Origin of the sequence: Jujubicoccus corallicola (assembly GCF_047345645.1) — a bacterium.
GTDB lineage: Bacteria > Pseudomonadota > Alphaproteobacteria > Rhodobacterales > Rhodobacteraceae > JBLEFH01.
In genome coordinates this window covers 1-13458 of the sequence record NZ_JBLEFH010000011.1, presented here as the reverse complement: position 1 = coordinate 13458, position 13458 = coordinate 1, and the positions used below count along the sequence as shown (strand labels likewise).

11 protein-coding genes, 1 tRNA gene, 1 rRNA gene and 1 pseudogene are annotated in these 13458 nt (G+C 55.5%); 5 read left to right on the top strand and 9 right to left on the bottom strand.

Features of this window, described 5'->3' with window-relative positions:
• Positions 1-103 precede the first annotated feature (103 nt).
• Positions 104-1030 (top strand): LysR family transcriptional regulator, encoded by a 927-nt coding sequence (locus ACMA5I_RS15035; protein ID WP_525887099.1) that lies wholly within the window; start codon positions 104-106, stop codon positions 1028-1030.
• A 118-nt stretch (positions 1031-1148) separates the two neighbouring features.
• Positions 1149-2286, top strand: a pseudogene (locus ACMA5I_RS15030) (IS3 family transposase).
• Between the two features lie 68 nt (positions 2287-2354).
• Here ACMA5I_RS15030 and ACMA5I_RS15025 read toward each other — a convergent pair.
• The 4 genes from ACMA5I_RS15025 to tnpC all read right to left on the bottom strand — a co-directional run bounded on the left by ACMA5I_RS15025 (position 2355) and on the right by tnpC (position 8614).
• Positions 2355-3104, bottom strand: coding sequence for a hypothetical protein (locus tag ACMA5I_RS15025; protein ID WP_525887098.1), 750 nt, complete (start codon positions 3102-3104; stop codon positions 2355-2357).
• Complete coding sequence (locus ACMA5I_RS15020; RefSeq protein WP_525887097.1) at positions 3101-6133, bottom strand: HsdM family class I SAM-dependent methyltransferase; 3033 nt, start codon at positions 6131-6133, stop codon at positions 3101-3103. Before ACMA5I_RS15020 ends, ACMA5I_RS15025 begins: the two co-directional genes overlap by 4 nt.
• A gap of 106 nt (positions 6134-6239) precedes the next feature.
• A complete protein-coding gene (locus ACMA5I_RS15015; protein WP_525887096.1) occupies positions 6240-6710 on the bottom strand; it encodes a hypothetical protein in 471 nt (156 codons plus the stop codon).
• 236 nt (positions 6711-6946) lie between these two features.
• Positions 6947-8614: an IS66 family transposase gene (gene tnpC, locus ACMA5I_RS15010; RefSeq protein ID WP_525887095.1), complete on the bottom strand. Its 1668-nt coding sequence runs from the start codon at positions 8612-8614 to the stop codon at positions 6947-6949.
• Between the two features lie 536 nt (positions 8615-9150).
• Here tnpC and ACMA5I_RS15005 point away from each other — a divergent pair.
• Both ACMA5I_RS15005 and ACMA5I_RS15000 read left to right on the top strand, forming a co-directional pair.
• Positions 9151-9621 carry a helix-turn-helix domain-containing protein gene (locus ACMA5I_RS15005; protein ID WP_525887094.1) on the top strand — a complete coding sequence of 157 codons (471 nt, stop codon included), beginning with the start codon at positions 9151-9153 and terminating at the stop codon, positions 9619-9621.
• Positions 9602-10021 carry a hypothetical protein gene (locus ACMA5I_RS15000; RefSeq protein WP_525887093.1) on the top strand — a complete coding sequence of 140 codons (420 nt, stop codon included), beginning with the start codon at positions 9602-9604 and terminating at the stop codon, positions 10019-10021. The genes ACMA5I_RS15005 and ACMA5I_RS15000 overlap by 20 nt, the downstream gene beginning before the upstream one ends.
• 163 nt (positions 10022-10184) lie before the next feature.
• On the opposite strand, the gene ACMA5I_RS14995 is transcribed toward ACMA5I_RS15000, so the two are convergent.
• Positions 10185-11135 carry an EamA family transporter gene (locus ACMA5I_RS14995; RefSeq protein ID WP_525887092.1) on the bottom strand — a complete coding sequence of 317 codons (951 nt, stop codon included), beginning with the start codon at positions 11133-11135 and terminating at the stop codon, positions 10185-10187.
• A gap of 73 nt (positions 11136-11208) precedes the next feature.
• On the opposite strand from ACMA5I_RS14995, the gene ACMA5I_RS14990 reads away from it, so the two are divergent.
• The gene (locus ACMA5I_RS14990) at positions 11209-12126 is read left to right on the top strand and encodes a LysR family transcriptional regulator (RefSeq protein ID WP_525887091.1); all 918 of its coding nucleotides are present in this window, start codon (positions 11209-11211) and stop codon (positions 12124-12126) included.
• 106 nt (positions 12127-12232) lie between these two features.
• On the opposite strand, the gene tnpB is transcribed toward ACMA5I_RS14990, so the two are convergent.
• The 4 genes from tnpB to rrf form a co-directional block, all read right to left on the bottom strand.
• A complete protein-coding gene (gene tnpB, locus ACMA5I_RS14985) occupies positions 12233-12583 on the bottom strand; it encodes an IS66 family insertion sequence element accessory protein TnpB (protein ID WP_525887090.1) in 351 nt (116 codons plus the stop codon).
• Entirely contained in the window at positions 12580-12984 is a 405-nt protein-coding gene (locus tag ACMA5I_RS14980) for a transposase (RefSeq protein WP_525887089.1), read from the bottom strand. Before ACMA5I_RS14980 ends, tnpB begins: the two co-directional genes overlap by 4 nt.
• Positions 12985-13174: 190 nt before the next feature.
• A tRNA-Met gene (locus tag ACMA5I_RS14975) sits at positions 13175-13251 on the bottom strand.
• Between the two features lie 106 nt (positions 13252-13357).
• Positions 13358-13458 (bottom strand): 5S ribosomal RNA (rrf, locus tag ACMA5I_RS14970); the annotation flags it as partial.

Below are 13458 nucleotides of genomic sequence, written 5' to 3'. Positions count from 1 at the left end.
CATTCGGATATAACATTTCTGCTGCAAAGAGCAGCCCTACGCTCTTGCTAGCGCCTAACAGCACATGCTTGCTACCCCCGGCGTTCAGACTTATTCCTTTCCTATGAGCAGCCACATGATCGAACTCAACCAATTGCGTTACTTTGTTGCCGTCGCAGAAGAGTTGAATTTTCGTCGTGCGGCGAAGCGGCTCAATATGACTCAGCCACCGTTGTCCCGGCATATCGCGCTGTTGGAACACAAGCTGGGAACACCGCTCTTTGATCGCACCAACCGCTCGGTCAGATTAACGGCGGCGGGAAAGCGGCTTTTGCAAGATGCTTCAGACATCCTGACCCGTACGGAAAGTGCGGTTTTGACAGCACGGCAAGCGGCGCTGGGAGCAGCGGGTTCGGTTGATATCGGGTTCGTCCCTTCTGCATCCATCGAGGTCATTCCGCGCATTACACGCCGCATTCGCGCAGAACTTCCCGACGTTACGATTATCCTTAGCGAAGTGATGACCTTCGAGGCCATCGAGGCCTTGGGCTCCGGTGGGCTTGATCTCGGGATTATCCGTCTGCCGCGAGAGAGCAACCAGCTCCCCATGGAAAAAATTTGGTCCGAACCCTTTGTATTGGCAATACACAAGGGAGACCCACTGCTTTCTCACGATCACATAAGGGTCGAAAATCTGCATAATCACGACTTCATCGGCTACTCGTCGGCGCGCGGCGGATTTCTCGCCGAAGTTATTAACGGGTGCCTCAAAGCGCGTGGTATCGTACCCCGTGAGCTTTACACCGTTGCGCAGCAACACACTGTGTTGGGTCTGGTAAATGAGGGAATAGGCGCTGCGCTGGTGCCGCGCTCAAGCAGCGCGATTGCCCTGCCGAATGTTGCGTTCCGCAAAATAGACATTCACCCCAACGAACTGCATTCAGACCTATATCTGGCCAAGCGTCCCACCGAACCAGAGCCCGTCATCGCCGCAGTGGCGCAGATTATCCGAGATGAGCTGTCAGACGAGATCCTGCCGCGCAGGGTTTGATCCACGCCTTCAGCCAGGAAGGTCAGCGGCTACAGAGGTGGTTTGGGGGATCTGAACAGTTCGGATAAGTGGATTTTTCGCGTAATGGAGGCATGATGCCGCGAGCGAGGAGAAGACCATGGCAAGACGTCCGCGCCGGAATCACAGCCTGTCATTCAAGGCAAAAGTGGCGATGGCCGCGATCAAGGGAAAGACCCTGATCGCGCTGTCGCAGGATTTCGACGTCCGCCCGAACCAGATCAGGCAATGGCGTGACCAGCTTTTGGAGGGCGCGACGGGGTTTGCGGCAAAGGCCCGAAAGCCGATCCGGAGCCTGCGGTTGACGTGAAGACCCTGCATGCGAAGATCGGCGAACTGACGCTAGAGAACGATTTTTTATCGGTCGCGCTCGGCAAGGCCGATCTGTTGCCGAGCGCAAGAAAATGATCGCCCCTGCTGCGAAACTCAGCGTCAGCCGCCAGGCCAATGTGCTGGGGATCAGTCGAGGCGCGGTCTATTACAAACCGCGTCCGGTGCCGGATGCCGATCTGCAGCTGATGCATCGGATCGACCGGCTGCACATTGAGGTCCCCTTCGCCGGCAGCCGGATGCTGCGCGGCCTGCTGGTTCAGGAAGGCTTCACGGTCGGGCGGCTGCACGTCGCCACGCTGATGAAGCGGATGAGCATCGAGGCGATGCTATCGCAAGCCCAACACCTCAAAGACAGCGCTGGGGCGCAAGATCTCCCCCTATCTGCTGCGCAATCTGCCCATCACCCGACCTAATCAGGTCTGGGCGATGGGCATCACTTACGCCCCTATGGCGCGGGGCTTCATTTACCTCGCGGTCGTGGTCGACTGGTTCTCCCGTCGCGTTCTGGCCTGGCGCGTGTCGATCACACGCTGGAAGCGGAGTTCTGCATCGAGGCTGTCGACGAGGCTCTGGCCCGCTATGGTGCGCCCGAGATATTCAATACAGATCAGGGCAGCCCGTTCACCTCGACCGAGTTCATCAAGGTGCTGGACACCAGCGGCATCAGGATCAGCATGGACGGCAAGGGCGCCTGGCGCGACAATGTCTTCGTCGAACGCTTCTGGCGAACCGTCAAATACGAAGAGATTTACCTGCACGGCTATGCCAGCGTCCCCGCCGCCCGCCCCGGGATTGACCGATATCTCAACTTTTACAACACTCGGCGCCCACCTTCGTCGCTTGACGGGCGAACCTCAGATCAGGCCTACTTCAACCAGCCAACACCGAAAACGGCAGCCACATAACCGTAAGCGTTGCATCTGAACCCGGAAAACCAGTATTCCTTTCGGGAATGTAGGGACCTATCTTGGCGCTACGCGCCAAGATCGCGCATATGGCGATCAACGGGCGTTACAAGCCAAAGATGCCAGATTGCGATGGGTCCGGGCTCATCAGCTGGCGTTGCTCTGTTCAGATAGCGAAAAGCGCGATCGTGCTTGGTCGTCGTTAGGTCCAATTCTTTATGGCGCCTCGCCACCGGCCAGTCTCTCACCGCAAAAGGGTCTGGGTTTGTCGTCCGACCGGCAGCGAGAATCGGTAACAAGCAAGACTCAAACGTTGATTGGTCGCGAACATAGGCGAGCATAAAGGCGTCACGACCTGTCCAAGCGTATTCACCGGCCAAAAAGCGGCATAGGCCGTTCTTGCAGTAGAGTGTTCCAGATTTACCATTTGATGCATCAATGAGCTTGCATTCCACAGCCAAAGGAAACGCCGGAGATCGACCCGACAAGAAAATAGAAAGGTCAGGCCGATTTTCGAGCTTCGCCCCATTAAAACTAATCGTCTCCTTGCCGCGAACCACAGAGCGCACTAGCTGCTCCCATAAGGGATTCTCATCGATCAGGTGACTCAGGCGCGCTTCCAGCAGCGCGTTGATTTCTGCTTCGGAACCCACTGCCAACGTGCCAAGTTGTGTGCGAGAAAGATCATCCCAAGCCTGCGCAACAACTTCCGCGATTAATGACAAATGTTCTTCATGCAATGCGGCCAAAGGCAATTTGATGCCGCGCGTCAGTTCATCAATCTGTTCGAGGCGTGGCACTGAAGAACCGGATGTCACGCGCTTGCCCGCCCCTTCAACACATCCATATGTTCCCAGGCCACGTATTGTGCGACAAGTTTGGCCTGAGTTTCTGACCAGTAGCGTGCTTGGTCGAGTCGCCCCAACCAAAGACAGCCATCCCCTTCGTTAAATATGACTTCAGTCGCTGCGAAATGGTCTGCGAGAGGCAGAAATTTGGTCCAATCCATATGTGGTACCACTTGCCGTTTCGTATGCGCCGCGTTTGAGCTGATACGAACACCTCGCCACGGCGAAGTGTCGAGTTTAGCCGCCGGAAGTACTTCTATGCTTCGGCCCAGCCTTTGTCCCCACAGGGACAATTCGCTGCCCAATACTTTGCAAAACTGGTGCACTGCGTCGTCTTTCACCCGAGACTGTGCCAGCCGACGATTTTCAGCAAATGGCAGATTGAACTGCAGCGTATCTGTCACAACTTGCAAGTCACGCTCGCGCAAATGGAAAATTCTGGCGCACCAGCTGTCAACTTCCTCCCACGCATCTCGCGCTCCATTTTGGACCAGTTGGAAGAGGCGCAATACCTCTCTCCGGTCATGATCAGATAGCGATTCTAAGGTCGGGATAAAGAGGCGGTCGATTGTTGCCTTTTCGACTGTTTCGCGCTCGAATCCAAACTTGCCGCTGGTGATCAATACCTGCCACAGTGCGATCTTACTGCTGATGACGAGGCTCAAGTACCGTACTAGCAAACCATCCGTTTGCGTCGGTGTGCTGTAACCATTCAAACTCTTACTGAAAACCGCCCCGCCTTGTACGACGGCAGTTCTGATACGTCCGAAAGATGTGGGGGGCGATTCCCCCACTACGACGAGCGGACCATCGAATTGCGTCGCGGGTCGTCGATCATGAATCCGAGCTTCATTGAAGTAGGGAAGTGTTTTCTCATCGACTAATATATTGTGCATCTCTGCAAGGGTGACTTCCCGGCGACCCTGCAGATAGTCGGCTGGAACGCCAGGCAAGCCATCACCATGTTTTCTGATGCGGCTGCTTTTACCGAGTCTCTGATAACCGTTGCCGGTAAAGCGCGCCTTGCCCGATTCGACCCCGAAAATGTCACGCCAATATTCGCCGAGGCGCTCGGGAACGTGAGCCTTCAAACGTTCGTAAACCTGTATATCTGCTCGCGTTCCCTTGAAGAGCAACTTGAAAATTTCAGGTGTTTCGACGATCTCTTGCGTAGTGATTAGTTCAGCATTGGTTGCATCGATCCGCATGGCGCCTGCTTGATTGAGCGCACCTTCCATTCGCGGGCTGACGAGACGGCAGCCAGCACCTTGTGGAGGCACCTGATTGCTGGCGTAAAGAATGCAAAATGGCGCTGAGATCTCCGGCCATACCCGCGTCTGGCGAAGTTCCACGCCATTGACCACACCTGCGACGTTAATTGCGGAAAACAATGCCCGTCGCGCTGATGGCATGCCATCGCTCTGCTGGAACAGAAGCCGGGCATGAAGCGCGAAAGCGATCTGGCCAAGTGGCTTCGCCCATTCCATTGCACGCCACACAAAAGGCAGATCAAGAGCCTCATTTGGGATCGGTGGCGGCGGATAATCCGCCGAAAGACGCTCGGCGGCAATACGATGGATGAGCGCCCGCACTTTCCCCCATTCAGGGAGGTGGGTATTCGTTGCCCAAGGCGGATTGCCGACGACGAGATCATATCGACCGATATGTTCAGCACCAACGGCAGGCCCAAGACTTCCCAGCGAGCTCTCTTGCCCGTCTCCGCTCATCTTAAGGAGTACACGCCCACGGAGATTCTCAAACTTGAGCTTCCCGACAGGTTCAGGGTGCGCGTCGAGTTCGATCGACATAAGATAGAGACCGAGTGCCGCGAATCGAAGCGCAGCCTCGTTGATGTCGAAGCCTGTAATCTGGTCGTAAAGGATGCGGCGCAGTTCGCGTGTGCCGGGACGGCGACCTGACGCACGCCAGCTCTCTGCCACCAGCTGACGGAACCCAGTAATCAGGCATACGCCGGCGCCCGCAGCGGGATCGAGAATGCGGGCTGTGTGAACTGGCGTTTTACGTGCCACCGCATTAAGTCCTCCACGAACCATTAGGTCCGCGATCGGTCGCGGTGTGTAGAAACCGCCTTCCCGTCGCTGCCGACCCGGTGCGTGTTTGTGAAGATAGTGCTCATAGGCCTGACTTAGCACCCCGACCGGAATATGGGCAAAATCGAGATTATCCCAGCGTTCTTCCCAGCCTAAAGCCAACTGGCCCCCGGGCGCACGCCTCAGGATGTCTCCCAGCGTCTTGAAAGCGTCTTGAGGCAGGCGATCCCATATTCCATGAGAAGTCGGTAAAAAATCGCCGTTGAAGGTTTCGTCGAGCCATTTTGACGTTCTAGCCGCTCTTGCGGCATCGTCGAACAGTTCCCCTACTGCGCTACTGTCGGTACAAAACGATCCCAGCAGGTTACGATCGCCAAGAAAGCGCGTGAAGAGAGCACGCCCGACCAGCGATATCGCATCGTCATCATCGACGCCGCAGGTTGTCTTTAGGGTGTCTATCGATCCGCCGAGCAGCTTCAGAACTACCTGTGAAATCCACTGTCGATTGCCCGCCGACACGCCAGGCCGGGCATTTGCCAGATGCGCCATCGTTGCGATTTCCTGGCCTGCCGGCACCCCGATATCAACGCGTACCTCTGCAGGGCGCCTACCGTCGAGGCCGATATGATAGATATCGAGGCGCCCGTGCCCAACGACGCCGAGATAGGGCGCATCACCGCGCATCGCGAGAACGCGCCGGATGCGCTGCAGTCTGGTGTCGCCCTCGCCCAATTGGTCGGCTGCAACTAGAAAGACAAGCGGCGCACCTTGCCACTCATAGACACCACCTACCGCCTTTAAATCCTCGTCCTCGCCATTCCGAGCTGACAACAAGGTCGCATAAGGAAGGAGCGCAGGCTCGTCATGGTCAAGGAGGTGTAAGGCCGCGTCGTCCGCACCAAATCGCCGAAGTTCTTTGACAAAATCGATATTGACGAACCCAGTCATTGTAAGCCCACCACTATGGTTGGAGGCAAACGACTGTAGGAGGCGCTGACCAGCTGCTGCTGGGACCCCTGCGCAGATGATGCCGGACACCTGAGATTCTTTTCGCTCATTTTCCGGCCTTGATTATCTGCGGGGGGAAAGGAAGTGCACTCTGTCCCAAAGCAGGCGTCGCGGGCATCATACGCGCACTGATCTGGTTTATGATGGGATCGCAAGGCACCACTAGCGTGGGCTCCTTTATCCGCCGCGTCGGAAAATCGCCGATAGTCAGGAGGTGCGCCGATGCAGGGCCAATCAACGCGACAAGGCCTTCCAGATGGGCCGGTCGCGCCTCGGCGAGCTCGCGAAACAACTTATCTACGCTGCTTCCAATGTCGCTGATCCGTACTCCAAAGGCGTTGGTGAGCTCACCAGTGATAGCAAGTCCCACTAAGTCCGCGAAGGTGAAGCGCGCCGCTTTACCTGGCTTGTCAGCCAAATATCGCACAGCCTTACGCCAAGCGCGCAAACAGCCCGGCGACACCTGTGTGATATCGCGCGCCTGCTCCTGCGTAAACTGAATCGTTGTCAGCACCATATTTTCTTGTCGCTAACAACAAGAAAAATAGCAAGCACTAACCGACAGGCCGGTAGAGATTTATGATCGGTATCGCATGGCACACGATTATAGCACTAAAGCTTCTGTCGAATATTTTGGGCCCGACGATGCATCCGCGGCCGGGTTGCGTCAGTCGAGTTGCTGAAATCAACCGCCCGGCGACCCCGCCCGGCGCGTGCTAGGCGGGCTGAAGGCATTCTAACTGATATGAAGCGCTATTCGATCCCGTGCCGACCCTTCGGACAGTTCCACGGTAGCAGCTTATTGTACTGCGACCGCGGCAAGCCGTTGGCCATCTGATCGAAGACCCAGTTCAGGTAGGCATAGGGTTCGACACCATTCATTCGGCAGGTCGCCATAAGACTTGCCATAACCGCCCAGTTGCGACCGCCGACCGGAGACCCGGCAAAGAGCGCATTCTTTCTCAACATCGCGATAGGCCGGATGGTGTTCTCGACGGGATTACTGTCGATCTCGACGCGGCCATCGGTAAGGAACACTGTGAGGCCGTCGAAAAGCTTCAGCGTGTACATAATCGCCTCCCCCAGCGTCGATTTCATCGCGATCTGCCCAGATAAGCCTTCAAGTAGATGTCTGATTTGCATGATTTTGGGCGCTGTCTCTGCCCGGCGAACAGTCAAGCGCAAATCTGCAGGCTGGCCCTTTAACCGCCTCTCAATCTCATACATCTGATTGATCAGATCAATAATCTCCTGAGCTTTTTCTGACTTTGTCGCCTTGTGGACATCAAGGAATTTGCGGCGAACGTGGGCCCAGCAATATGCGAGGGTCAGAGGGACACCTTCGCGATCCAACTTTGCCAGCCGATTATATCCGGCATAGCCGTCAACTTGAAGGATACCGCGATATCCACGCAGGATATCTTCGGCATGTTCACCACCGCGAGACTGCCTGAAATTAAATACAACGCCGGGCGGCGCGTTACCAAGCCAGCGGCGATCATCGCGGCAAAGCGCCCATGCAAAGCAGGTTTTAGTTCGCCCATTTCCCGGCAGTAACTGCGGCATGACTGTTTCATCCATCAACAGCTTCGATGAAGACTTGAGATCAGCCTCCAGAGCGTAGAACACGGGAAGCAGGGCATCGACAGCCTGCGTCGTCAGACGACTCATGGTTGATCTTGGCAACTTGATCCCGGAACGTTTGGAGATCTCTTCTTGCCGATAGTTTGGTATAAAATCTGCGAACTTCCCGACCAGAAGTCCGGCAATCAGCGAGTCATCGAAACGAGTATAGTCGAAGGCCTGTTTGAGCACTCTTGCCTGCACAAACTTACCGCAACAACGGCACGCGTATTTTGGGTAGTGTTCTTCAACTACGTAGACTTTGGCGGGTTCGTAGGTAAGCCGTTCGATGATTTGCTCGCCGACCTTACGCGGTTCGAAGCCGCAGCCGCAACCGACTCCTTTTTCCGGTTCAAAAACGCGAACTTCACGAGGTATATGTGGAGGAATTTCTACCTTCTGGCGGCCCAGCATACCGCGCTTTTTGGGAGCCTCTGGTGGCGCCGCTGCAGCACCTCCGGCTTTTGGCCTGGGCTTGTCTGGCTTTGGGATCTCAGCGCCGCTATTGGGCTCGTCCGGCCTTCTGCCGTCCTTGTCAGTTTTCTCGCTCGATGGACCGAAAAGCATATCGCGGAGTTTTCGGTTCTGTGCCTCCATACGTCGTCTGTGCGCAACTTCAACCTTCAGTTTGACGCTGAGGTTCGAGAGTGAGGCTTCCATAGTTACAAGGGTTTTCCGGTGTTCCGCCTCGCGGCGAATGTCCGCGCTGGAAATTTCCGACGCGATCCGCGAAATCTCGCAGTCCCAATACCCTGCGAGCTGAGCGCAGGCCTTCTGTATATACTCCATGATTTTCATCCCTATGGGCCAGTGACATAGGCCTAGTGGTCGCGCACGGTCACCCGTGCGCGTTTTCGTTGACTTCTTGGCGTTGTCGTGGGATGAATAAGGAAATCCTCTACCGAGAGATTTTCCGAGGCCTTTGGGATGCCAGTCCCGAGGGCCTCAGCCTTTTCAGACCATGACGTTACGAATTGCGGTCTATGTCATGGCTGTCCTCCTTCGATGAATTTTCGACATTATGCGTTTGGTCCAGCGGTGTACTTGCGGCCCGAATCATGAATCTTTCTAGGTACCTTTCCCAAGCACCTCGCGGTATTTTGGGGTTCCTGCGACCAGGGGAGAGATAAATATGATCCAACCGTCCGCTGCGAATAAGCTGCCTGATGCTTGCAACAGGTACCTGAACCCTGTCAGCAAGTTGCTGCGGCGTTTCCAAGCAAAACTGAGTTGGATTCTGTTCCATTCTGCGAGAGTATACCCTGATTTCACTGATTCGATTATCATTGGTAAAAAAATGAGCACGTTTGTGTTCATCTGTAAAGAGCTATAATGTGAATAGAACGTCAGCCGAACACGAGATTAGCGATACAATTGGACATCGGCTTGAGCGCGTCCGACGGATGGAGGGCGTGTCACAAGGAAAATTCTGCGAAATTTTGGGCATTAGCCGGACAAGCCTGCAGAATTATGTCCGTGGTGATCGCGACATCCCCATCTCAGTTTTGGCGACCCTGCTTGAGCAGTATGCAGTTGATCCCATCTGGATGATGTATGGCGACGAATCTGACGTCGGCATGCGTCACAAGGCCGATATTTTGGCCGAGATAAGAAATATCGGGATTGCTCTGGAGCGGCGAGCGGAAGAGCGCCGAATTGTTCTTTCTGTCGAAGAAAGATGGCGACTTGTCTCCCAGATTTACACCGCGCACATCTTGCAGAGTGTTCGCTTTGGTGAAAGGCGAGCGGCTGAGCATTTTTTAGTTGATAGTATGTTGGAGAGCTATGACCTTACCTCAAAGTAAGCCTGAGCGTAGTGGCGATTTGATCGGCTCCACTATGTTTTCTCGCCACAAGGCTGGCAGTCGCGATGAATTGATCGATGCTGCCTTGGATAGCCTGGACCGAACGCCGCGCAGTGCCCGGCCGCCGCGTTATCCGCGAGTTTCGCCCTCTGTCATTTTGGCGATCTTGGGCATCATATGTTTGATTGCATCCTTTGCAGCATATGATCAAATGTTGAACGTGCAGCAGCAGATAGGTCTGCTCGATCCTGCTATAGGATATGAAGAGCCTGTAAGTGCCGGAAGCACAATCGCTCGCACGTCCGCCTACTGGTTCTACGCCGCCGCCGCATTATTCGGTTTTGGGTTGCTATTTATTGGGGCCATGGTGCTTTCGCTTCTTCTGCGACCGAAGACTTAACAATTACCTTTACACCAGCGCTGCAAAACTTCACGCGACTAAATAGCGCGTCCTCGGACCAATGCGAGGACACTGCCAAAAAGATTGCCTGACAAACACTGAGTTGACCGCCATGCTGAACAATGTTCGAAGGTTAGTTGAGCGGACATTCGTTGCACAGGTGTCAACGGCTGCCTCTTCGGCCTGGAAACGTCCAGTTTCCAATCAGGCCGCTTGGAATATGGCTTAATACCCAATGCGCCACTGGCTTTCCGACGAGTATCAGCGCCAGACCCACACTAACTAGAATTGCCGACGCAAATTCGCCCGCACCCGCTGTTTCTCCAAGAACCAAGACGCCGAGACCGAGTGCCACCACCGGAATGAGGGCCGGAAGAGTCGCCCCCGCCACTGGCCCCAAGAGTTCCGCGGAACGGTTGAAAGCATAGATGGCGGCGACACTGACAAGCACGCCCTGAAATCCGGCTTGCAATAAAATGTCCGTAAATGGTGCTGCGAGTATCTGTTTTGGCAAAACTATAAGATAGACAGGCAGATAGAAAATCGCCGACCCTACCGCAACGATTGCCGTCGCATTCAGTGCCGGGATGGCGGCGCGGCGGACGATCAGCGCATAGCTGGCCCACATGACGCCTGTGCCGATCAGGATCAGGTGGCAGGTCGTGATCACGCCACCGGCCCAAGCGAACAGAACAATTCCCACTGCCGTCAAGGCCAACCCGAGAAAGCGTACAACACCAACCCGGTCGCCAAGAATCAACCGGCCTAGCAAGACAGACGCAATCGCCATGACACCCGGATTAAGGGCGCCTGCAGCCGCAGCGGGGGCAGTTTTCATGGCGAAAGCGATCAGCAACACGTAGGGTGCCCCGAACGCGCAGATAATTGCGCCAAGGCCAATCAAACCCAATCGGTCGGTTCCCGCTCCGCCGCGCCGTAAGGCGACAGGAGCGAGAAGCACGCCCGCTACCCCAAACCGCAACATTGTCAGATCATAGGCGTTCAGGCTTGTGGTGACGCCGAGCCGCAGCATCACCAGAGATCCCGACCAAACAACGATCGCAACGATGGCCCAACCAAGGCCCGGCAGAATATTTCGCGAACTGATCGACATGCTGTCTCCCTCTCCATACTAGTTGGAGAATAGACATTGGATAGCGTTGAAGAAATCGATATAACTTCATCCTATGGTGCAGAAAAACGAAACATGCGATATTGTTGACTGGACGGATCTGACCAACCGGACCCTCAATCTGGAGGCTCTGCGCAGCTTTGTTGCGATCTGTGAAACCGGGTCGTTTCGGCGCGCGGCGGCGCGGGTGCATAAGTCACCTTCGGCTGTTAGCCTCCAGATCGCGAAGCTGGAAGAGCTTTTGGGCGCTCGGTTGCTGGACCGGGATGCGCGCAATGTCGCGCTGACGAGTCAAGGCGAGACGTTGCTGGGACAGGCTCGCCGTCTTCTAGGCCTAAACGACGAAACCCTCGCAATCTTTCGAAAGTCGCCATTGGCGGGTCGCCTCTCTCTGGCCGCGCCACATGACCTTGGCGTGTCCCTTGTGCCGGGTTTTTTACGGCGTTTGGCAGAGGTTCACCCGAACATTCAGGTCGATGTCCGGCTGGGGACAAGCGATGCGGTACAGAAGGGCATCACGGATGGTTCCTTCAGTCTGGCCCTGTTCAACGATGTCGGCCCATCGGCAATCCCTGCGCGCGACCTTTTTTCAGAGCCGCTGAAATGGCTTATTCTGGATGGTGGGCGTGCGGTTGAGCAAGAGTTGCTTCCCCTCGCGGTGGCAGAGATCGGATGCGCGTGGCGTGATGCGGCCCTGAAAGCATTACAAACAGCCAACCGAACCTACAGGGTTGCTTATTCCAGCGACACGTCGATGGGTCAGGTTGCCGCTATTCGGGCCGATCTCGCCATTGCTGCGCTACCGCTGTCGTTGGCGGATCGAAATCTGGTCGAAGCGCCTGCGCATTACAATCTCCCGGAGCTACCACTCACCCATATTCGCATGGCCGACGATGGCAGTGAATTGGCAAGGGCTTTTACCGCTCTGGTTGCAACGGAAATGACGCCTCGACCGCGCGACGCTGCCGAGTGAGCCCGGGGCAGCAAACGGGACCTGAAAGCTACCGCTGGAACAACATGCAGAATGCGTTGAAAGGGGCAAAACTGGTCGTTCGCCACACTGAGCATGCACGGCCACTTCAGGCGGCAGATGGCTTCCGCTGCATCCGGCTCCGCACTTTCGTCCAGTCCAACCCTTCGAACAAAGCTTCGAATTGTGAACGCGTTAGGGAGATGGTGCTATCGCTGATCTTTGGCCAGACAAATCCCGCGCCTTCTATGCGCTTGTAGACGAGGATGAGGCCGGTTCCATCCCAGACTACAATCTTGAGCCGATCGGTGCGTTTGGCTCTAAAGATGAAGATTGCGCCGGAGAAAGGATCAAGATCGAATTCGGACTGCACGATCGCTGCAAGCCCGTCCATACCCTTGCGAAAATCCACAGGACGCGAAGCCAGATAGATCCTGAAGTTGCCGGCCGGCGAGATCATGCGTGACCCTCCAGCGCTAGGATAATCTTGACCAGATCCTCTACGGGGTATGTTATCGGCAGCGTCAGAGAGCTTCCGCGCCCAATTAGATGGATGCGACCATCCCATTCGGCGTTACCACTTCCGGATGCGGCTTCTTTGATGAGAACTTCGGAAAACATCTTCTCTTGGCGGACGGCCACGGAGCGGACATTTTTTGAATCTTTCACATCGGCCCGCCACTTGTAGACGAGTGACTTGGAGGCTTTACAGGCCTCCATAATCTGAGCGACTGTCAACTCGCCGCTGTCCATCTTTCTGGCGATGTAGCGCTTGAAGCTTGGCGGCCAGACCCGCCGACCGCCGGCGTGAACTTCGATGGTAAAGCCGAAAGCCTCGAAAGATTGTGGGTGCTGTTCCAAGGATAGTGCCCTTTGTTTTCGGGCATATTTGCACAGAGGATATCTGCTGTGCAGGGTGTATTGAGGGGGTCATATGCAACGCTTACACATAACCGAGGCGGAAAACCACTTAAGAAACGCCCGATACCTGTTCAGAGCCCCCGAACCACCTCTTACCGCTGCGATCATTCGTCAATATCTATGTAGATTTTGGTTGCGGGGGTAGGATTTGAACCTACGACCTTCAGGTTATGAGCCTGACGAGCTACCGGGCTGCTCCACCCCGCGTTGGTGACGCCGATGTTTTATCGGTCGTCGGGGTCTCCCGATGCGTTTTGGGGGATCGGGATATGGTTTTGAGATTGCGTTGAGAGCATTTCGCAGTTTTTGTCAGGTTTGGCGGTGACTTACTCTCCCACGTCTTGAGACGCAGTACCATCAGCGCTACGGGTCTTAACGGCCGAGTTCGGGATGGGATCGGGTGTTTACCTCGTG

Excerpts from the sequence above, each read along its gene's own strand:
- ACMA5I_RS15035 (WP_525887099.1), top strand. The coding sequence starts at position 104 with ATGAGCAGCCACATGATCGAACTCAACCAATTGCGTTACTTTGTTGCC.
- ACMA5I_RS15020 (WP_525887097.1), bottom strand. The coding sequence starts at position 6,133 with ATGACTGGGTTCGTCAATATCGATTTTGTCAAAGAACTTCGGCGATTT.
- ACMA5I_RS15015 (WP_525887096.1), bottom strand. The coding sequence starts at position 6,710 with ATGGTGCTGACAACGATTCAGTTTACGCAGGAGCAGGCGCGCGATATC.
- tnpC (WP_525887095.1), bottom strand. The coding sequence starts at position 8,614 with ATGAAAATCATGGAGTATATACAGAAGGCCTGCGCTCAGCTCGCAGGG.
- ACMA5I_RS15000 (WP_525887093.1), top strand. The coding sequence starts at position 9,602 with ATGACCTTACCTCAAAGTAAGCCTGAGCGTAGTGGCGATTTGATCGGC.
- ACMA5I_RS14995 (WP_525887092.1), bottom strand. The coding sequence starts at position 11,135 with ATGTCGATCAGTTCGCGAAATATTCTGCCGGGCCTTGGTTGGGCCATC.
- ACMA5I_RS14990 (WP_525887091.1), top strand. The coding sequence starts at position 11,209 with ATGGTGCAGAAAAACGAAACATGCGATATTGTTGACTGGACGGATCTG.
- tnpB (WP_525887090.1), bottom strand. The coding sequence starts at position 12,583 with ATGATCTCGCCGGCCGGCAACTTCAGGATCTATCTGGCTTCGCGTCCT.